Origin of the sequence: Pseudolysinimonas yzui (assembly GCF_014653215.1) — a bacterium.
Lineage (GTDB): Bacteria > Actinomycetota > Actinomycetes > Actinomycetales > Microbacteriaceae > Pseudolysinimonas_A > Pseudolysinimonas_A yzui.
The window spans coordinates 180,122-200,064 of the sequence record NZ_BNAI01000004.1; the positions used below are offsets into that span (position 1 = coordinate 180,122).

General features: G+C 66.2%; 17 protein-coding genes. All 17 read right to left on the reverse strand.

All coding sequences use genetic code 11. From position 1 onward, the window contains the following. Positions 1-39: 39 nt before the first annotated feature. On the reverse strand, positions 40-2,154 hold the full coding sequence (gene fusA / locus IE173_RS11280; protein WP_191283591.1) for an elongation factor G: 2,115 nt from the start codon (positions 2,152-2,154) through the stop codon (positions 40-42). Positions 2,155-2,225: 71 nt separating this feature from the next. Then, the gene (rpsG, locus tag IE173_RS11285; protein ID WP_191283592.1) at positions 2,226-2,696 is read right to left on the reverse strand and encodes a 30S ribosomal protein S7; all 471 of its coding nucleotides are present in this window, start codon (positions 2,694-2,696) and stop codon (positions 2,226-2,228) included. Then, positions 2,696-3,067: a 30S ribosomal protein S12 gene (gene rpsL / locus IE173_RS11290; protein WP_191283593.1), complete on the reverse strand. Its 372-nt coding sequence runs from the start codon at positions 3,065-3,067 to the stop codon at positions 2,696-2,698. Before rpsL ends, rpsG begins: the two co-directional genes overlap by 1 nt. Before the next feature lie 223 nt (positions 3,068-3,290). Next, a complete protein-coding gene (locus tag IE173_RS11295) occupies positions 3,291-4,091 on the reverse strand; it encodes a hypothetical protein (RefSeq protein WP_191283630.1) in 801 nt (266 codons plus the stop codon). Next, on the reverse strand, positions 4,091-4,858 hold the full coding sequence (locus IE173_RS11300) for a hypothetical protein (protein ID WP_191283594.1): 768 nt from the start codon (positions 4,856-4,858) through the stop codon (positions 4,091-4,093). The genes IE173_RS11295 and IE173_RS11300 overlap by 1 nt, the downstream gene beginning before the upstream one ends. Further along, positions 4,855-5,907, reverse strand: coding sequence for a type IV pilus assembly protein PilM (pilM, locus tag IE173_RS11305; RefSeq protein ID WP_191283595.1), 1,053 nt, complete (start codon positions 5,905-5,907; stop codon positions 4,855-4,857). The genes IE173_RS11300 and pilM overlap by 4 nt, the downstream gene beginning before the upstream one ends. Positions 5,908-5,952: 45 nt before the next feature. Beyond that, the gene (locus tag IE173_RS11310) at positions 5,953-6,759 is read right to left on the reverse strand and encodes a prepilin peptidase (protein WP_191283596.1); all 807 of its coding nucleotides are present in this window, start codon (positions 6,757-6,759) and stop codon (positions 5,953-5,955) included. Further along, positions 6,759-8,585, reverse strand: coding sequence for a bactofilin family protein (locus IE173_RS11315; RefSeq protein ID WP_191283597.1), 1,827 nt, complete (start codon positions 8,583-8,585; stop codon positions 6,759-6,761). Before IE173_RS11315 ends, IE173_RS11310 begins: the two co-directional genes overlap by 1 nt. Beyond that, a complete protein-coding gene (locus IE173_RS11320; protein ID WP_191283598.1) occupies positions 8,576-9,154 on the reverse strand; it encodes a prepilin-type N-terminal cleavage/methylation domain-containing protein in 579 nt (192 codons plus the stop codon). Before IE173_RS11320 ends, IE173_RS11315 begins: the two co-directional genes overlap by 10 nt. An 8-nt stretch (positions 9,155-9,162) precedes the next feature. Next, the gene (locus IE173_RS11325) at positions 9,163-9,576 is read right to left on the reverse strand and encodes a type IV pilus modification PilV family protein (RefSeq protein WP_191283599.1); all 414 of its coding nucleotides are present in this window, start codon (positions 9,574-9,576) and stop codon (positions 9,163-9,165) included. Positions 9,577-9,661: 85 nt separating this feature from the next. After that, positions 9,662-10,087: a type IV pilin protein gene (locus IE173_RS15625; protein ID WP_191283600.1), complete on the reverse strand. Its 426-nt coding sequence runs from the start codon at positions 10,085-10,087 to the stop codon at positions 9,662-9,664. 149 nt (positions 10,088-10,236) lie between these two features. Next, positions 10,237-11,466, reverse strand: a complete 1,230-nt coding sequence (locus IE173_RS11335; RefSeq protein WP_191283601.1) for a type II secretion system F family protein — start codon at positions 11,464-11,466, stop codon at positions 10,237-10,239. Continuing rightward, on the reverse strand, positions 11,466-13,010 hold the full coding sequence (locus IE173_RS11340) for a type IV pilus twitching motility protein PilT (protein WP_308433098.1): 1,545 nt from the start codon (positions 13,008-13,010) through the stop codon (positions 11,466-11,468). The genes IE173_RS11335 and IE173_RS11340 overlap by 1 nt, the downstream gene beginning before the upstream one ends. Before the next feature lie 43 nt (positions 13,011-13,053). Beyond that, the gene (locus tag IE173_RS11345) at positions 13,054-14,724 is read right to left on the reverse strand and encodes a GspE/PulE family protein (RefSeq protein WP_191283602.1); all 1,671 of its coding nucleotides are present in this window, start codon (positions 14,722-14,724) and stop codon (positions 13,054-13,056) included. Between the two features lie 132 nt (positions 14,725-14,856). After that, positions 14,857-15,264 (reverse strand): hypothetical protein, encoded by a 408-nt coding sequence (locus IE173_RS11350; RefSeq protein ID WP_191283603.1) that lies wholly within the window; start codon positions 15,262-15,264, stop codon positions 14,857-14,859. Continuing rightward, a complete protein-coding gene (locus tag IE173_RS11355) occupies positions 15,239-15,949 on the reverse strand; it encodes an MFS transporter (protein WP_191283604.1) in 711 nt (236 codons plus the stop codon). Before IE173_RS11355 ends, IE173_RS11350 begins: the two co-directional genes overlap by 26 nt. Positions 15,950-16,044: 95 nt before the next feature. Then, on the reverse strand, positions 16,045-19,926 hold the full coding sequence (locus IE173_RS11360; RefSeq protein WP_191283605.1) for a DNA-directed RNA polymerase subunit beta': 3,882 nt from the start codon (positions 19,924-19,926) through the stop codon (positions 16,045-16,047). Positions 19,927-19,943: the final 17 nt, after the last annotated feature.

The window sequence follows — 19,943 nt, forward strand, 5'->3', positions numbered from 1 at the left end:
GCCGCTACGCGACTGCCCGGAGATTGAGCGCCTGTGCGCTCAGTCTCCCTTAGCCTTCTGGACGATCTCGTCGGCCACGTTCTTCGGGACTTCGGAGTAGGAGTCGAAGGTCATGGAGTACACGGCACGGCCCGACGTCTTCGAACGCAGGTCGCCGACGTATCCGAACATCTCGGACAGCGGAACCTTCGCCGAGACGACCTTGACGCCCGTGGCATCCGTCATCGACTGGATCTGCCCACGACGCGAGTTCAGGTCGCCGATGACGTCGCCCATGTACTCCTCGGGCGTACGGACCTCGACAGCCATGAGCGGCTCGAGCAGAACGGGGGATGCCTTGCGCGCGGCCTCTTTGTAGGCCATCGAGCCGGCGATCTTGAACGCCATCTCCGAGGAGTCGACGTCGTGCGAGGCGCCATCGACGAGGATCGCCTTGACGCCCACCGTCGGGTAGCCGGCGAGCACGCCGACCTGCATGGCGTCCTGGATGCCGTGGTCGACCGAGCCGATGTACTCGCGCGGCACGCGACCGCCGGTGACGGCGTTCACGAACTCGTAGTTCGTGTCGGGCGTGACCTCGAGCGGCTCGAGCGTGATCTGCACCTTCGCGAACTGACCGGATCCACCGGTCTGCTTCTTGTGGGTGTAGTCGTACTTCTCGACCGTCTTGCGGATCGTCTCGCGGTAGGCGACCTGCGGCTTGCCGACGTTGGCCTCGACGTTGAACTCGCGCTTCATGCGGTCGACCAGGATGTCGAGGTGCAGCTCGCCCATCCCCTTGATGATGGTCTGACCGGTCTCCTGGTTCTGCTCGGTGCGGAACGTCGGGTCTTCTTCGGCGAGCTTCTGGATCGCGGTGCCCAGCTTCTCCTGGTCGGCCTTGGTCTTCGGCTCGATCGCGACCTCGATGACGGGCTCGGGGAACGTCATCGACTCCAGGATGACCTGGTTGGTCGGGTCGGACAGGGTGTCACCGGTGGTGGTGTCCTTCAGGCCGATGACCGCGTAGATGTGACCGGCGGTGACGCCGTCGACCGGGTTCTCCTTGTTGGCGTGCATCTGGAAGATCTTGCCGATGCGCTCCTTCTTGCCCTTGGTCGAGTTGATGACCTGGGCGCCGGAGTCGAGCTTGCCCGAGTAGACGCGGATGTAGGTGAGCCGCCCGAAGAACGGGTGGGTCATGATCTTGAACGCGAGCGCCGAGAACGGTTCGGTCGAGTCGGCGTGCCGCTCGATGACCTTCTCTTCGTCGCGCACGTCGTGGCCTTCGATCGCCGGCATGTCGAGCGGCGACGGGAGGTAGTCGACGACCGCGTCGAGCATCGGCTGCACGCCGCGGTTCTTGAACGCCGAACCGCAGAGCACGGGGTAGATCTCGCTCGCGATGGTCAGCTTGCGGATGGCCGCCTTGATCTCGGCGACGGTCAGCTCTTCGCCGCCGAAGTGCTTCTCGAGAAGCACCTCGTCGGTCTCGGCGACGGTCTCGAGCAGCACCTCGCGGTACTCGTTGGCCTTGTCGATCAGGTCGGCCGGGATCTCTTCGATCGCGTACTCGGCGCCCATCTTGACGTCACCCTTGGCGTCTCCGCGCCAGGTGAGCGCGCGCATCTCGACCAGGTCGACGACGCCCTCGAAGGAAGACTCCGCACCGATCGGAAGCTGGATCACGAGCGGCTTCGCGCCGAGGCGCTTGATGATCGTGTCGACGGTGAAGTAGAAGTCGGCGCCGAGCTTGTCCATCTTGTTGACGAAGCAGATGCGCGGCACGTCGTACTTGTCGGCCTGACGCCAGACCGTCTCGGACTGGGGCTCGACGCCCTCCTTGCCGTCGAACACGGCGACCGCGCCGTCGAGCACGCGGAGGTTGCGCTCCACCTCGACGGTGAAGTCGACGTGACCGGGGGTGTCGATGATGTTGAGCTGGATGCCGTTCCAGAAACAGGTCGTCGCGGCCGACGTGATCGTGATGCCGCGCTCCTGCTCCTGCGCCATCCAGTCCATCGTCGCGGCGCCGTCGTGCACCTCGCCGATCTTGTGCGTGATGCCCGTGTAGAACAGGATGCGCTCGGTCGTCGTGGTCTTGCCGGCGTCGATGTGCGCCATGATGCCGAAGTTGCGGACCTTCTTGAGGTCGGTGAGCACGTCCTGTGCCACGGGGTTTCCTTACTGTCGGGAGCTGGACGACGGCCGGGCCGGTGTCGGCCCGGCCGTCAAAAAAACGCTGCTTACCAGCGGTAGTGCGCGAAGGCCTTGTTCGACTCGGCCATCTTGTGAGTGTCTTCACGACGCTTCACGGCGGCACCGAGGCCGTTGCTGGCGTCGAGGATCTCGTTCTGCAGGCGGTCGGTCATCGTCTTCTCGCGACGCGACTTGGCGTACGAGACGAGCCAGCGCAGCGCGAGGGTGTTCGCGCGGTGCGGCTTGACCTCGACCGGAACCTGGTAGGTCGAGCCACCGACGCGGCGGCTCTTGACCTCGAGGGTGGGGCGCACGTTGTCGAGCGCCTTCTTCAGAACGACGACGGCATCCTGACCGGACTTGGTGCCGACACCTTCGAGCGCGCCGTAAACGATGCGCTGGGCGAGGTCCTTCTTGCCGTCGAGCAGGATCTTGTTGACGAGCTGGCTGACGATCTGGGCGCTGTATACCGGGTCGGCGACAACGGGGCGCTTGGCCGCGGGTCCTTTACGAGGCATTACTTGGCCGCCTTCGCACCGTAACGGCTACGCGCCTGCTTGCGGTTCTTGACCGCCTGGGTGTCGAGGGCGCCACGCACGATCTTGTAGCGAACGCCGGGCAGGTCCTTCACACGACCGCCGCGCACGAGCACCATCGAGTGCTCCTGCAGGTTGTGGCCCTCGCCGGGAATGTAGGCGGTGACCTCGGTGCCGTTGGAGAGCTTGACGCGCGCGACCTTGCGGAGGGCGGAGTTCGGCTTCTTCGGGGTGGTGGTGTACACACGCGTGCACACGCCCCGCTGCTGCGGGTTGGCCTTGAGGGCCGGTGCCTTGGTCTTGACGACCTTCGGCGTGCGGCCCTTGCGGACCAGCTGCTGGATAGTAGGCAAAGCGGATTGCTCCTTATTTACTGCACGGTGACAGTGATGGATGTTGTCGTTCCATCGGGATCCGAACCCCGCTTCGTGAACACGAGCGGGACTGCGAACGGATATGCCGTGGGTCTTCGCGCGCACGGCTGACCGGAGTCGTTCAGTGCGGGGAGACGTGTGCGAAAGCACACACCCGGTCGAGTGTAGTCGACCGGGTGTGTGCCTGCAATGTGACGGCCGGTTACGGCGTCGGGGTGGGTGTCGGAGTGAAGCCCACCGTGGGAGTAGGCGAGGGTGTCGCCGTCACCTCGGGAACCGGAGTCTCCTCCGGCTCGGGCTCAGGCAGACTGCCGACGCTGCCGGTGGATGGGTCGTGCACGACGAAGATGAAGCCCGTCAGCTCCCCCGAGAGAGTGGAACCGATCGTCATCGAGACACCGTTGACAAGGATCAGCCGGCCGTGCTCCGAGCGTTGCAGCAGCGCGAGGAACGTGGATGCCTGGTTGAGGTCGGCAGTGATCTTCAGCGAGATCGGGAGAACGTACAGGTTCGACTGCAGGCCGGGCGATGGCAGCACCGGAGCCGCGATGCCGTCCATTCCGTTCAACGACGCCACGACGCTTCCGGTCGCCTCGTCGGCCGCCTCGTCGGCGGCCGGTGCCGGCTCCGCGCCCCCGCCCTCCGCTACCGCAGCGGCGTAGGGGAGGGCGGGCTCAACGGTCACACCGTTGAGCACCACTCCCGCGAGGTTCGCCGCGGCGGCGATCTCGTCATAGAAATCTTCGAGATCCCGGGTGCCGGGCACGCTGAGCTGAAGCTCCTCGAGGTCGTCGAGCAATTCGTCGAGGCTCTCGTACTGCTGCTTCATCTCCTCGAGGATGGCGCGCTCGACCTCGTTCTGAGCCTCAATCTCCGCGCGTGCGGCATCGGCGTCTGCCGCCTGATCGAGCTGAGGAGCCGCGAGAGCGAACCAGCCGATGGCCATGATGACCACCGCGATGAACGCGCCCCCGATCATCCAGATCTTGCCTGACCTCGACATCAGCCCTCTCCCCCTTCGCTCGTCGGTTGTTCGACAGAATCGGTGCTCGTGTCGTCTTCGGGCTCGGTCGATTCACCGCTTGCGGCATCCTCGTCCTCGTCCGTCTCGAGGAATCGCCCCGAGACGGCATCCGTCGACAGCGTGAGCACGATCGTGGTTGTCGCTCGCCCATCGACGCCGACCGCCGAGGTCTTCACGACCGCGTCGGCGAAACCGTCGAGCTCACGGAGCCGCTCGACGAGCGCCACGGCCTCCGGAATGGACGCCGTGTTGACCACGAGCTCGATCGACGCGATCCGCGGCGTACGCAACGGGTCCTCGATCTCGAGACTGGCCGCCCAAGGTGCCTGGTTCGTCGCGGTGACGTTCTGGATGAGCCCGCCGGCAGGTAGGAACCCCTGCACGGTGAGCAGCAGCTCAGCCCAGTCGATCTCGTACGAGGTCACGACGAGCTGGGTTTCGGTCGTCTGCTGCACCATCTGCGCCGTGTCGGTGGCGATTCGGTACTCGCTCTGCTGCTGCAGAATGCTTTGCGTCGTCGCACTGGCGTCCGCCAGCGCGAGATCGGCGGCCGTCGTGCGGAAGACGCCGAGCACGAACATGCCACCTGCGACCACCGAGCCGAGGATGACGAAGAGCACGCCGAGTCGTGCAGCGGATCGTGACTTTGCACGCTGCGCAACGAAAGGCGGAAGCATCTGCACCCGCGGCTCGGCATCGAAACGCCGGGTGACGGTCGCAGGCCGGTCGGTTGTCATGGTGCTCATGCGTGGCTCCCCAAAGCGAGACCGAATGCGGTCGTGAACCCGTCGAGCTGTTCGCGGCTGAGTCGCTGATCCGCCTTCGTGCGAGGAAGGGCGATGTTGCTCAGCGGCTCGGCGACCGTCACCGGAAGACCGGTGAGTTCCCCCAGCGCGTTGGCGAGCCCACTGAGCTGCGCACCCCCACCTGTGAGCAGAATGCGCTGCACGGGTTGGAGGGGGGTCGTACCGGTGTAGTAGCTCAAGGTGCTGCGAATACTGCCGAGCAGCTCGCCGGTGACCTCGTAGATGATCTCCAGGACGGGGCGATCCTCGGCGCGCAGCATCGGGCCGCCCATCCCGACGGCTCGCTTGGCGTTCTCAGCTTGCTCGGGTGCCCACTGCAGTCGGCTGGCGATCGCTCGAGTGATGTCCTCTCCGCCGTTGGGAATGATCCGCACGAACTGCGGCACCCCGTGATCGACGACGACGACATTCGTCGTGTTCGCTCCGATCGCGACGATCACTTCGGGGCCGCGACCCGCCCGGATCGGCGCGATCGCCCGGGACAGCGCGAATGGGATCAGGTCGACGTGCAGCGGGCGGAGCCCGGCACTCATCGCAGCCGTCACGTTCGCCGTGATTGCCTCCTTCACCCCGGCGACGAGGAGTCCCTTGACGACGGGGCCCTGCTCGCCCTCCTCTTCTTGAATGGGATAGAAGTCGAGGAGAACGTCCGAAACCGGAACGGGAAGCAGATCCTGCACCTGGAACGGCAACGACTCCCGGATCAGGTTGAGGGGTTGACGCGGGACTGTGAAGTCGCGCGCGAACACCCGCGATCCGCCCATCCCAAGCACGACATTCTTGGCTTTGAAGCCCCCTGCTGACCAGAGGCGCTTGAGCGCCGAAGTCACCGTCGACAGCTCGACGACCTCGCCTCGGCGTGCCGCGTTCTCCGGCAGCGGCACCTGATGGAGCCTGGTGATCACCGGCTTCGACCCTTCGAAGCCGTGTACTTCCACCGCTCGCGCGGTGGTGGCGCCGATGTCGACACCTACGACCGATGTTGCCATTTCAGATTCCCCCCGAATCTTGTGTGTGTGTGTGGGTAGTGCGTGTCAGTGAAGCCCGAAGATGCCGAGATACGCGGCAGCGATAATGTGGCCCGCGAGGATGCCGAGCCATGCCCCGGCCAGCAGCCACGGGCCGAGGGCTACCGTCGTGCCACGACGACCTGCGGCGATCAGGGCCACGCCGACGATTCCGGCGATCAGGAAGCCGCCGACAACCCCGACGAGCCAGGTCTCGAGACCGAGCCACCCCAAATAGAGTCCGAGCACGCCGGCGAGCTTGACGTCGCCCATGCCCATCGAACCGGGCCGCACGAGCGCCGGCAAGGCGTAGAAACCGCCGAGCACGAGGCCGCCGACCAGCGCTCCCAGGAGCGCCGACCAGTTCCCGGCCAGGACTGCGGCGGCCAGGAACGCCACGGCGCCGACGGCGGCAAGCGGCGCCACGATCACGTTGGGCAGCCGCCTGGTCTCGAGGTCGATCGCCGCGAGCGCGATGCTCGCCGCCGCCAGGACCTGAAACGCCCCGAGCACGATCCAGTCGGCGACGACCTGCGTTGTCGAACCCGTGCCAGGGAAGAAGGCCCAGGCGACGATGCCGAAACCGGCGGCACCCGCGAGCTCGATCAGCGGGTACCGGGCCGAGATCGGCGCGGAGCAGTCGCGGCAGCGGCCGCGCAGAGCGAGCCACGACAGAATCGGGATGTTGTCGTACCAACGGATCTCATGGCCGCACGCACCGCAGGCACTCGACGGGCGCACGACCGATCGACCGGCAGGCACCCGGTGGATGACGACATTGAGGAACGAGCCGACGGCCGAGCCGAAGACCGCCCACACCGCAACCGCCACCATCACGGCACCTCCGTGATATTGCGCTGAGAGACCACCCAGCGGTCGGCTTCGGTGTAGTTCGTCGTCGTCGGCAGCCCTGTGCCGAGGTCGTAACCCGGGAGCCCGGTCGCGATGTAACTGATCGTCGCGTTGCCCGCGATGTCGGAGGCGGCAGCGAAGATCTGGCCGCGGATGTTCAGACCCGACGCGAGCTTGATTTCGCACGGGCTGTACATCATGACGTTGAGGTTCGGTGTCGTGAAATTGCCGCCCAGGCTGAAGCTCTCCCCGTTGCAGTCGGGGGTGTTGTTGGCGACGGTGTCCGGGTTGATGAGCCACAGGTTGTGATAGCCGGTCGATCCGACGAACGACGTCGAACCTTGAATGTCGATCTTGTTGGCGATGATGGCCACGTCGTTCTGGAAGGTGAACCCGTTGTGGTTCGCGTTCGGGTCGGTGGAGTACTGGATGTCGCCACCGTTGAAGGAGATGCCCTTCGTGCAGGTGCGGGCATCGACGACCCCGGGATTTGCGCCAAACGTCTGAAGTGCTGCATAGAACTCGGCTGCGCCGCAGACAGTGCCCATCTTGACCACGGTGAAGCCCGACCATGTGGCTGCGGTGTAGTCAGCCGCTTTGCTACCGAAGTCGACCCACTGCGGCACCGTGATCGAGGCCGGCTTCTGCGGTGCCTCGGTGATAGGGCCGGTGTAGGTCGACTTGACCTGTATCTTCGACCAGCCTGACCACCAGGGATCTTTCGACTTGGACGTGCAGGTTCCGCTCGTCGTCAACGACTTCGCGATGCTCGCGGCCCCGATGTTCACGGCTCCCGGGTTCTTCACGCACAGTGCGCCCCAAACGCCGAAGCCCGACGACAGCGTGCCGTTGCTCACATCAAGCCCTGCGGCATTGAGGTAGCCCTCGATCGACCCGCCGCTCATCACAGCCGCGCCCGTCGACGACCACGTCTGTCCTGTGATCGAGCCGTTGGTGATCGTGACCTGCCCAGCCCGAACGGTTCCGCCGACGGAACCGCCCTTCACCTGCAGCGCCCCATCGACCCATACGTTTCCGCCGACAGTCGACGAGATCGATGCCGAACTCCCGGTGATGTTGCCTCCGACGACTGCACCGCCCTGGATCTCGACGTTGCCCGACACCCACACGTTGCCACCGATGGTGCAGCTACCCGTCGAGCTGAGGTTGCCCGTCTTGACGACGAAGTTCGCGACGCCCGACATGTTGCCGTTGCAGTTCACGTTTCCCTGCTGGAGCAACACATCGGGAATCGACCCATCGACCGAGACGAGGGTGCCCGAGCCGCCGAACCCGGCACCGGTGTAGGCGTAGATCGCCGGCCCGGAGGGGATCAGCGACGTCGGCGAGGACGCGGCCGACAGGATCGCCTCGATGTGCGTCACATCGCCCGAGTCGCTGTGCGCGGCGCCGGGAGCCTCGGCCCAGCCCGTTGAGATGACCCGCACCTGGCTCGAGATGTCAGCCGGGCAGCCACGTGCCCACCCGGTGCCGGCAGGGATCCAGATCGTCGCCTCGTAGATCGGAGCCGTCGCGCTCGTGTATTCGTTGCCACTCGCCACGCAGGTGCCGTTGATCAGGCCCGCCCGTGCCGCGGCGATGCCGGCTTCGGCTGCCGCCTGCGACTGCACGCCGGCGCGCGTCGTCGTGGAGAACTGCAACGCATACACGACCGACGAGGCGACGATCGCCGAGAGCAGCACGCCCGCCGACATGAAGGTCAGCACAGCCGCGAGCGCCATGCCCTGTTCGTCCTTGGCGCGCGCGGACATCATTGCCCAACGGCGGGCGATGCGGGTCATGAACACGTGTCCGACTCCTCTGCTTCGACCGGCGAGAGTGCTGCCGAGAACGAAATGGTGGTGGTGGCGTCGCCGTCGTCGGCAACCGTGGTGAAGTCCACGAAGAGCACATTGTCGTTGGTGGAGTCGATAGCGAACGGCGCGGTGCCGGTGACCGCGATTCCCGAGGCGAGAAGCGTCCAGGATGCGAGCTCGTCGGTGCCGGGCAGGCCGACCGCGGAGCCGTCCGGTTCGACATGACTGCGGATCTGGCCACCGTCCAGCGGGCTGTAGTACCAGATGGCGCAGGTCCAGTCGATGGTCGACCCCGACCCGGCCGTACGCACCACCAGCATTTGCCCGCCGTCGGAGCCGTCGGCCAGGTGGAAACTGCTGCCGTTTTGCATCGCGTCGTCGATGCCGCGCGCGGCGAGCTGGGCGTTGTTGGCCGCCGACGTGTCGGTGGACACGAGGCGCTGAGTCTGAATGGTGCTGATGTACACGCCGCCGAGGGCCGCCAACACGAGTCCGGCGAGCGCGGTGGCCACGATCATCTCGATGATCGTGAAGCCGGCTTCGTCGGCGAGCTGCCGCATCCGGCGGTTCATGGCGTCACGAAGACGAGAGTCGCGGCTTCAGCCACGGTCTCGCCGGTGTCGAGGCGGACGACGTCAACGCTGATCGCGACGGTGCCGGTGCCGCCCGCGGGGCAAGCCCCGGCGACGGTCGTGGCCTGGAGCTGGACGCCGCGGGCGTCGGTCAGATCACGAACGCCGGCGGTCGCCGTCACGTCGGCGCACACCGGGCTCTCGGCCTGCGCGAGCGCGATGCTCTCATTCGCGAGCTGAGTCGCGGCGACGAGCGTGGCGTTGCGGACGGTGGCCTTCATCCCCTGGATCAAGAGCGGCGCGAGCGAGAGCGCGAGGATCGCGATGAGAAACATCGCGACCACGATCTCGACGAGGCCGAGTCCGGCGTCGTCCGAGCGGAGCCGCTCGGTGAATCGGTGGTGGAACATGTCGATCGAGCCCCCCTCTCGGATCGAAGGATGCCCGGGGTGGGCGGCTGCTGCCGACCACCCCGGGCTGGAGAAAAGCTTCCGCTTAGGCGCAGGAACCCTCGTCCGGAGCGTCCGAGTCAGTGACGAACCAGTCGTTCCCGTTGGTACCCGTTGCGTCGATGCAGAACGATGCCGTAGCGCCGCTACCCGTGACCGTCAGCACCGGCGCCGTCGTGTAGTTGTCCGTGTCGATCGTGACGGTGTCCTCGATGTCGCTGAGTGCCGTCGGCAGTTCGCCGTTGTTCTCGGTCTGGAAGGCGACGACAGCCGTCTTCAGGCTCGTCAGGTCGGCCTTGATCGCACCGTCGAGCGAGGTGCTCTGGACGCCCAGGTAGACCGGAACGGCGATCGCGGCGAGAACGCCGATGATGAGCACGACCACGAGCAGCTCGATGAGCGTGAAGCCCTTGTCGTCGTTCTTGATTTCGTCACGCTTGGCGACGAGCGAGTTGCGGAATGCAGCAAGCATGTTGTTTCCCATCCTGTTCAATTCGATGAAGTGTGGACAGGCGGCCCCCCAATGAATGACCCCCCGGTGCAATATTCAGTTGTCTCCGGTCTTCCCCGTAATCCCGCAAAGGGGGGGAAGGTGGCATTTTCGCGCCCCCAGTCCGGGGGCTAGCTGATCTCCTGGAAGATGCTGAACATCGGCAGGTACAGGGCGACGATCATGCCGCCGATGACGATGCCGATGAAGGCGATCAGAAGAGGTTCGATAAGCGAGGTGAGCGACTCGGTCGTCGCATGCACCTCGTCGTCGTAGAAGTCGGCGATCTTCGCCAGCATGGTGTCGAGCGAGCCGGCGTCTTCTCCGACAGCGATCATCTGGGTGACCATCGGAGGGAACATCGGCTCTTCGGCGAGCGGGGCGGCAATCGACCGCCCGGTGCGCACCGACTCCTGCACGTGATGCATCGCCTGCTCGAGATTCCAGCTGCCCGAGGTATCGCCGACGATCGCGAGCGATTGCAGGATCGGCACGCCGGAGCGCGTCATGGTCGCCAGGTTGCGAGCGAACCGAGCGATCGAGATCTTCCTCCAGAGCAGCCCGAAGACCGGAGCCCGCAACCGCCAGGTGTCGACGAACTTGCGCACCTTGTCGTCGTTCTTGTGCTTGTTCCACCACCAGGCGAACACGATGAGCCCGACGACCAGAAGGGGAACGATCCAGACCATGTTCTTCGACAGCACGACGAGGATCTGCGTCGGGATCGGCAGCTCGCTGCCCATGTCGGCGAACATGTTCTCGAACACCGGCACGACGAAGACGAGCATCGCGATCATTCCGATGATCGCCATGATCAGCACGACGAGCGGGTAGGTCATCGCCGAGGTGATGGTCTGCCGCAGCTTCACATCCTTCTCGAACGTGTCGGCGACCGAGCTGAGTGCCTGATCGAGGAAGCCGCCGATCTCGCCCGCGCGCACCAGATGCACCATAAGTGGCGGGAAGATGTCGGGCTGGCGGGCGAGCGCCTCAGAGAGCGATGTTCCCGCTTCCACCTGGTTGCGAACCTGGGTGAGCGCGGCGCGCAGCTTCTTGTGCTCGGTCTGTTCGGCGAGGATGCTCAGCGTGCGCAGGAGCGCGAGGCCAGACGCCACCATGGTCGCCATCTGACGCGACATGACGGCAAGGTCTTTGAGCCCCACCTTCTTCTCGAGGAAGCCGATGTTGATCTCGGCCTGAAGACCGGTACCGGTCGCGGACTGATTCACCTCGATCGGCGAGACCCCCATCGTGCGGAGGCGCGCAAGTGCCGCCCCCTCGCTCGGAGCCTCGACCTTGCCTTTGACGACCTTCCCGGCAGCGTCTCGCCCGCGATATGCGTAGGTCAGAACCGTACTCATCAGCGCACCTCGAAATCGTTGGCGAACATGGCTGCCGACGGATCAGCGTCGCCCTTGCGATGCACGAGGCGCTTGAAGTCCTCGTGGTCGTGCACCTTCTCGCTCGCGGCGCCATAGCTGACGACGCCGGCGTTGACGAGATCGGCAAGGTGCTGGTCCATCGTGTTCATCCCCTGTGCCCGCCCGGCCTGGAGCGCCGACCGGATCTGATACGTCTTGCCTTCGCGGATGAGGTTCGCGATCGCCGGCGTGGTGACGAGGATCTCGGTCGCGACCGCGCGGCCACCGCCCGCCTTCTTGACGAGGGTCTGACACACGACGCCCTGCAACGTGGCCGCGAGTTGGGTACGCACCTGACCTTGCTGGTGTGGCGGAAACACGTCGATGACACGATCGATGGTCTGGCCCGCGTCCTGCGTGTGCAGAGTGGCGAAGACGAGGTGGCCGGTCTCTGCCGCCGTCAGCGCGACCGAGATGGTCTCCAGGTCGCGCAACTCGCCGATCAGGATGACGTCGGGGTCTTGCCGCAGCACGTGCTTGAGCGCGTTGTTGAAGCTCTGCGTATCGGCTCCGACCTCACGTTGATTGACGAGCGACCGCTTGTTCGGATGCATGAACTCGATCGGGTCCTCGACCGTCACGATGTGGTCCGACCGCGTCGTGTTGACCAGATCGATGAGGGCCGCAAGCGTCGTCGACTTACCCGAGCCCGTCGGGCCGGTGACCAGCACGAGACCGCGTGGCAATTTGGCGAACTCGCCGACGACATCCGGGATGCCGAGCTGCACCAGGGTCTTGATCTCGGTCGGGATGAGACGGAACGCCCCCCCGATCGCGCCCCGCTGCAGATAGAAGTTGACGCGGAAGCGCGACTCTTCCGACAGGGTGAAGGCGAAGTCGAGTTCGAGCACGTCGTCGAACTGGGCACGCTGTTCGTCGTTGAGAAGGCTGTACAACGCGGCCGCGACCCGTTCGCGATCCCAGGGATGCATGCCCTCGATCGGCCGCAGTCCGCCGTCGATGCGGATCATCGGGGGCGCCCCGATCGAGATGTGCAGGTCGGAGGCGCCTTCGGTGACGACACTCTCCAGCGCTGCCAGCAGTTCGCCATCCACCCGTGCGCGGGCCGCCATCGTGAATTCGTCGGGCACGAACGCGGGCCGTTTCGGCTTCTCAAGGCGCTGGCTGATCGGCGGGATGATCGTGAAGTCGGGAATGGGCAGCACGCTGGCAGTCGGAGCGGGGGTGAAGCCCGGAATCGCCCCCTCCCCCGGAGCCGGGGTGTAGCCAGGGATCGGCACCTCGCCGGGTGCGGGCGTGTAGCCCGGGATGGCGTCGGCGACGGGGTGAGCCGGGGCCGACGCCGCAGCGTCGACGGTCGCGACCGCGGGGGGCGGCAATTGCGAGAGATCGACGGTCGTCGACCCCGGCGGCATGGGCGGCTGCACGCCACGAGGGGGCGGCATCGCCCCGGCAGCCCCGGGAACGCCGAGCGGCGGATTCGCCGGATCGGTGACCGGAATCTCATACAACGGCTTGTTCACGTGCGGTACCCCTTCCCTCGTGAACCCCCGCGGACGCCGGCGCTCACGCGACGACCCGCAGAATCTCTTCGACGCTGGTCAAGCCCATAAGGGCCTTCGCCCAGCCGTCCTGACGCAGGGTCGACATCCCCTGTTCGATTGCGAGCCGACCGATCTCGGCGCTCGACGCGCGGGCGACGGCAAGCCGCTCGATGTCTTCGGTGACCGGCATCACCTCATGCAGGGCGATCCGGCCGCGATACCCGGTGTTCGAGCAGGACGTGCAGCCGGTCGGCTTGAAGAGCGTCGGCTGCGGGTCGCCCGGCTGCGCGAACCGCATCGCCTGCAGGTCGTCGAACTCCGGCTGGTACGGGGCCTTGCACTTGTCGCAGAGCCGGCGAGCGAGACGCTGGGCGACGATGCAGTCGAGCGCCGATCCGACGAGGAAGGGCTCGATCTCCATCTCGATGAGGCGGGTGACCGCACTCGGCGCGTCGTTGGTGTGCAGGGTCGAGAGCACGAGGTGGCCGGTGAGCGAGGCCTCGATCGCGATCTGCGCCGTCTCATGGTCGCGGATCTCACCGATCAGCACGACATCCGGGTCGGAGCGCAGGATGCTGCGCAGCGCACTCGCGAACGTGAGCCCCGCCTTCGGGTTCACCTGCACCTGGTTGATGCCCGGGATGCGGTATTCGACCGGGTCTTCGACGGTGATGACGTTGATCTCGGGTCGCGCGACCTCGTGCAGCGTGGTGTAGAGGGTGGTCGACTTACCCGAGCCGGTCGGGCCGGTGACGAGGATCATGCCGTAGGGCTTGGAGTATGACGCCTTGAAGACCGCCGCGTTGCGGTCGAGCAACCGCAACTGATCCATGCCGAGACCGGTCATCGAGTTGTCGAGGATACGCATGACGACCTTCTCGCCGAAGACCGTCGGCAGGGTCGCGACGCGCAGGTCGATCTGCTTGCCACCGTGGATGACCGACATGCGACCGTCTTGCGGCTTGCGGCGCTCGGCGATGTCGATGTCGCTCATGATCTTGAGCCGCGAGATGACGCCGTTCTGGATGTTCTTGGGCGCCCGCTGCATCTCGTGCAGCACGCCGTCGATGCGGTAGCGCACGTGCATGTCGCGTTCGGCGGGCTCGATGTGGATGTCGGACGCCTGGTCGGAGATCGCCTGGCTGATGAGCAGGTTGACGAACCGCACGATGGGCGCGTCGTCTTCGCTGGGCTCGGAGGCGAAGGGAACGAGGTCGCTCCCCGTCTGCCCGTTCTCTTCGACGATCGCCGTCGTCAGTTCGCTGAGCTCGCCGTCCGAGCGCACCAGGCGCGCGATCGCGGCGAGAAGGTCGTTGCGTTCGGCGACGACCGGACGCACTTGCATCCGCACCGCGGCGCGCACATCGTCGATCGCGAGCACGTCGCGCGGGTCGGACATCGCCAGCATGAGCCGGTCGCCGTCGCGGCCGATCGGCAGCACCTCGTAGCGCTTCAGCAGCTGCATCGGCACCAAGGCGACGGCCGAGCGGTCGACCGGGTATTCGGTGAGGTCGACGAACGGCAGCCCGAGTTGCGCGGCGCGAGCCGACGCGACCTGGCTCTCGGTGACGACCCCGTCTTCGAGCAGCTCGCGGACGTGCTCCTCGTCGGCCTGCGGGTCGCCCGTCGCGGCGTCGAGGCTCGTGATCGGCATCAAGCCGCGAATGATGAGAATCTCTGACAGGGAGGTCATCGTCACCCCCTGACGACCGTCACACTCACCGTTCCCCCCGAAGCGGTGTGTGCCGAGGGGCTGCGGAATCGTCCCTCGTTGGTCTGAGGCTACGAGCGACGCGACGAGCGCGACAGTCCCGCGTTGGGGGGGCTAGCTCGCAGGCGCCCGGGGGCCGCGCAGCCCGAACCAGGTGGCGGCGACCGCGACCGCCGCGAGCATGACCGCGACGATGACGAATGGGCTGGTCGCCTGTTCGGTGAACAGCAGGAACGATCCGAGCAGCGCCGCCCCGATGATCATCAGGTACACCGCCGCCGCCGTGGCGACCGCGCCGATCCACGGGGCGCGCGCCCGGGCGGTCAACCCGACGCCGAGCCAGACCACCACCCCGGCGAGGGCGAGCCCGATCAGCCCGGCGTACGGAGGCACCGGGGTCTCGACGGGATCCCGGTCGAGCGCCACCGCGAGCACACCGGCGAACCCGAACGAGATCGCCATCCAGGAGATCGCGACGAAGAGGGCGACGAAGAAGCTACGCCGCCGGGGCGGTTGCTCCATCGGATGCCTTCTGCTCGGCGTCGAACGCCTCCCGCTCGGCCCGGTTGCGCGCCGTCAGTCGGGTGCCGCGGCGCGAGATGAGAAGCCCCACCCAGATCGAGACCTCACGCGCCACGATCGTCGCGGCGATCACGAACGGGCTGAACGCGGTCGCGATGAATCCGACGCTCGAGCCGGCGATCTGATGCACCAGCAGCAGCATCCCGATCGAGCCGAAGTAGGTGATGAACGCGACCAGCAGGCTGCTCAGAACGTGCACCCACCACGCCGCGCGGTTGACCAGCACCGCGACGAGCACGAATCCGATGGTGAAGAACAGCACCGGGATCCAGAAGATCGCGTCGGTGATGAAGTCTCCGAAGCCGAGCGTCGAGCCGGTGAGGGCGATGTACGCGGCGCCGACCAGTCCGTACCCGACGGCGAAGACGAGGGTGCCGGCGAGGGCCAGCAGCGATCCGACGATGCGGTTGCTGTGCGGCTTCGGCGGGGTCGGGGTGCTCACGTAGACGACGCGCTCGCCGGCGAGCGGCGACTCGACCTTCTCGTCGGTCAGCGTCGCGGTCGCGGTCGCCGACTCAGTGGTCGGGGCCTCCTCGACGACGATCTCGTCCTCTTCGACCACGATCTCTTCGGGAACCTCGTCTGCCGGGGTGGGCTGCGCGGAATCATCCTTCGCCTGGGCCATCTTCAGGGTCCTCTCGTCTGTGGTCAGCCTAGCTTCCGCGACGCCGAAGGGCCCCACCGGAGTGGGGCCCTTCGGGTGTGCCTGCGAGGTCTCGACTAGTTGTACGTGCCCGGCGAGAAGTCGTCGGACGAGAACGAGTCGAAGTCGACGAACGACAGGTCGCCTTCGCTGAACACCGAGTCGTCGGTGAAGATGCGGTTCGGGTAACGCTCCGCCTTCGCCTCCTCGGTGGCCTCGACGGTGACGTTGCGGTACCGCGGAAGACCCGTACCGGCCGGGATGAGCTGGCCGATGATGACGTTCTCCTTCAAGCCCAGCAGCGGGTCGGACTTGCCCTCCATGGCGGCCTGCGTGAGCACGCGGGTCGTCTCCTGGAAGGACGCGGCCGACAGCCACGACTCCGTCGCGAGCGAGGCCTTGGTGATACCCATGACCTCTTCACGACCCGACGCGGTCTTCTTGCCGTCGAGCAGCGCCGCGCGGTTGATCTCGTTGTACTTCGAACGGTCGACGAGCTCACCCGGCAGCAGATCGGTGTCGGCGTGATCGACGACGGTCACCTTGCGCAGCATCTGCCGCACGATGACCTCGATGTGCTTGTCGTGGATCGGAACACCCTGCGAGCGGTAGACGCCCTGCACGCCGTCGACGAGGTGCTTCTGCACCGCGCGAACACCCTGCACCCGGAGAACTTCCTTCGGGTCGAGGTTGCCGACCACGAACTGCTGGCCGAGCTCGACGTGCTGACCGTCCTCGACGAGGAGCGTCGAACGCTTGAGCACCGGGTAGGCCTTCACCTCGTCGCCGTTGTCGGGCGTGAGGATGATGCGGCGCTGCTTCTCGGTGTCTTCGATCTCGATGCGACCGGCCGCCTCCGCGATGGGCGAAGCGCCCTTCGGGGTGCGCGCCTCGAACAGCTCGGTGACACGCGGCAGACCCTGCGTGATGTCGTCCGCGCCGGCCGAGCCGCCCTGGTGGAAGGTACGCATCGTGAGCTGCGTTCCGGGCTCACCGATCGACTGCGCGGCGATGATGCCCACCGCTTCGCCGATGTCGACGAGCTTGCCGGTCGCGAGCGAACGGCCGTAGCAGGCCGCGCACACGCCGACGGCGCTCTCGCAGGTGAGCACCGAGCGCACCTTGATGGTCTCGACGCCGGCCGCGATGAGCTTCTCGATCAGCACGTCGCCGACGTCGGAGCCGCCTTCCGCGACGACCTTGCCCTTGGCATCCACCGCGTCGTCGGCGAGCGAACGCGCGTACACCGCGTTCTCGACGTTCGCGTCACGCACCAGCTCGCCGTCGACGTGCGCGGCGATCGTGAGCTCGAGGCCCTTCGTCGTGCCGCAGTCGTCTTCGCGGATGATGACATCCTGGGCGACGTCGACGAGTCGACGCGTCAGGTAGCCGGAGTCGGCGGTACGCAGAGCGGTGTCGGCGAGACCCTTGCGGGCACCGTGGGTGGCGATGAAGTACTCGGCCACCGACAGGCCCTCGCGGTACGACGAGATGATCGGACGCGGGATCGTCTCACCCTTCGGGTTCGCGACCAGGCCGCGGATGCCCGAGATGTTACGAACCTGCAGCCAGTTACCACGGGCACCCGACGACACCATCCGGAAGATGTTGTTGCCTTCCGTGTAGGCCGCCTGCATGGACGCGGCGACCTCGTTGGTGGCCTCGGTCCAGATCTCGATGAGCTCCCGACGGCGCGAACCGTCGTCGATCAGACCCTTGTCGTACTCACCCTGCACCTTCGAGGCACGCTTCTCGTGCTTCGCGATGATCTCGGGCTTGTCCTTCGGGGTGACGATGTCGCTGAGCGCGACGGTGACACCCGACCGGGTCGCCCAGTGGAAGCCGGCGTCCTTGATGCGGTCGAGCGCCGCGGCGACCTCGACCTTGGGGTAGCGCTCGGCGAGGTCGTTGACGATCGCCGAGATCTTGCCCTTGTCGGCGACGGCCTCGACGTAGGGGTAGTCCTCGGGCAGCGTCTCGTTGAACAGCGCGCGACCGAGCGTGGTCGTGAGCAGCACCTGCGAACCCTGCACGTGGCCCTCGGGGATCTCGCCCTCGGGGTAGTAGACGCCCTCGACCCGGATGCGCACGACCGCGTTGAGGTCGAGCGAGTGCTGGTCCATCGCGAGGATCGCCTCGGCGACACTCGAGAACGCGCGGCCCTCACCGGTCGCCCCCTCCTTGACCGTGGTCAGGTGGTGGAGTCCGATGATCATGTCCTGCGACGGCAGGGTGACCGGGCGGCCATCCGACGGCTTCAGGATGTTGTTCGACGCGAGCATCAGGATGCGGGCCTCGGCCTGAGCCTCGACCGACAGCGGCAGGTGCACGGCCATCTGGTCACCGTCGAAGTCGGCGTTGAACGCCGCGCAGACGAGCGGGTGCAGCTGGATGGCCTTGCCCTCCACGAGCTGCGGCTCGAAGGCCTGGATGCCGAGACGGTGCAGCGTGGGCGCGCGGTTGAGCAGAACGGGGCGCTCGCGGATGATCTCCTCGAGCACATCCCACACCTGCGGGCGCGACCGCTCGACCATGCGCTTGGCGCTCTTGATGTTCTGCGCGTGCGACAGGTCGATGAGGCGCTTGATCACGAACGGCTTGAACAGCTCCAGCGCCATCTGCTTGGGCAGACCGCACTGGTGCAGCTTGAGCTGCGGGCCGACGATGATGACCGAACGGCCCGAGTAGTCGACGCGCTTGCCGAGCAGGTTCTGGCGGAACCGGCCCTGCTTGCCCTTGAGCATGTCGGAGAGCGACTTGAGCGCGCGGTTACCGGTGCCGGTGACCGGACGGCCGCGGCGGCCGTTGTCGAACAGTGCGTCGACGGCCTCCTGCAGCATCCGCTTCTCGTTGTTGACGATGATCTCCGGCGCGCCCAGGTCGAGCAGACGACGCAGACGGTTGTTGCGGTTGATCACGCGGCGGTACAGGTCGTTCAGGTCAGAAGTCGCGAAGCGGCCACCGTCGAGCTGCACCATCGGGCGCAGCTCCGGCGGGATGACCGGGACGACATCGAGCACCATCGCGGCCGGCGAGTTGCCGGTCTGCAGGAACGAGTTGACGACGCGGAGGCGCTTGATCGCGCGGATCTTCTTCTGCCCGCCGCGACCGTTGGCGATCTCGTCGTGCAGCGCGTCGGACTCGGCCTGGAGGTCGAATGCCTGAAGGCGCTTCTGGATGGCCTCGGCGCCCATGTGCGCCTCGAAGTACAGGCCGAAGCGGTCCTGCAGTTCGTGGAACACGGAGTCCTCGGGCTTGAGGTCGCCGACCTTCAGCGAGCGGAAGTCATCCCAGACGCGCTCGAGCTGGGCGATCTGCTCGTCGAACGACTTGCGGACCTGCCCCATCTCCTTCTCGCCCGCGTCGCGGACCTTGCGCTTCTGGTCGCTCTTCGCGCCCTCCTCTTCGAGCGCGGCCATCTCGGTCTCGAGCGTGGCGAGGCGCGCGTTGATCTGGGCGTCGCGCTGCTGCTCGAGCGTCTTGATCTCGAGACGGATCTCGCTCTCGAGACCCGGGAGGTCGTTGTGACGACCCTCCTCGTCGACCGAGATCACCATGTACGCGGCGAAGTAGATGACCTTCTCGAGGTCCTTCGGCGCCATGTCGAGCAGGTAGCCGAGGCGCGAGGGCACGCCCTTGAAGTACCAGATGTGCGTCACCGGGGCGGCGAGCTCGATGTGGCCCATGCGCTCACGGCGCACCGACGACTTCGTCACCTCGACGCCGCAGCGCTCACAGACGATGCCCTTGAATCGCACCCGCTTGTACTTGCCGCAGGAGCACTCCCAGTCGCGGGAAGGGCCGAAGATCTGCTCGCCGAACAGACCGTCCTTCTCGGGCTTGAGGGTGCGGTAGTTGATGGTCTCGGGCTTCTTGACCTCGCCGTACGACCATGCCCGGATGTCGGTGCTGGTCGCCAGACCGATCTTCAACTGATCGAAACTCGTCGCGTTGATCACGTATGTCTCTCTCTACC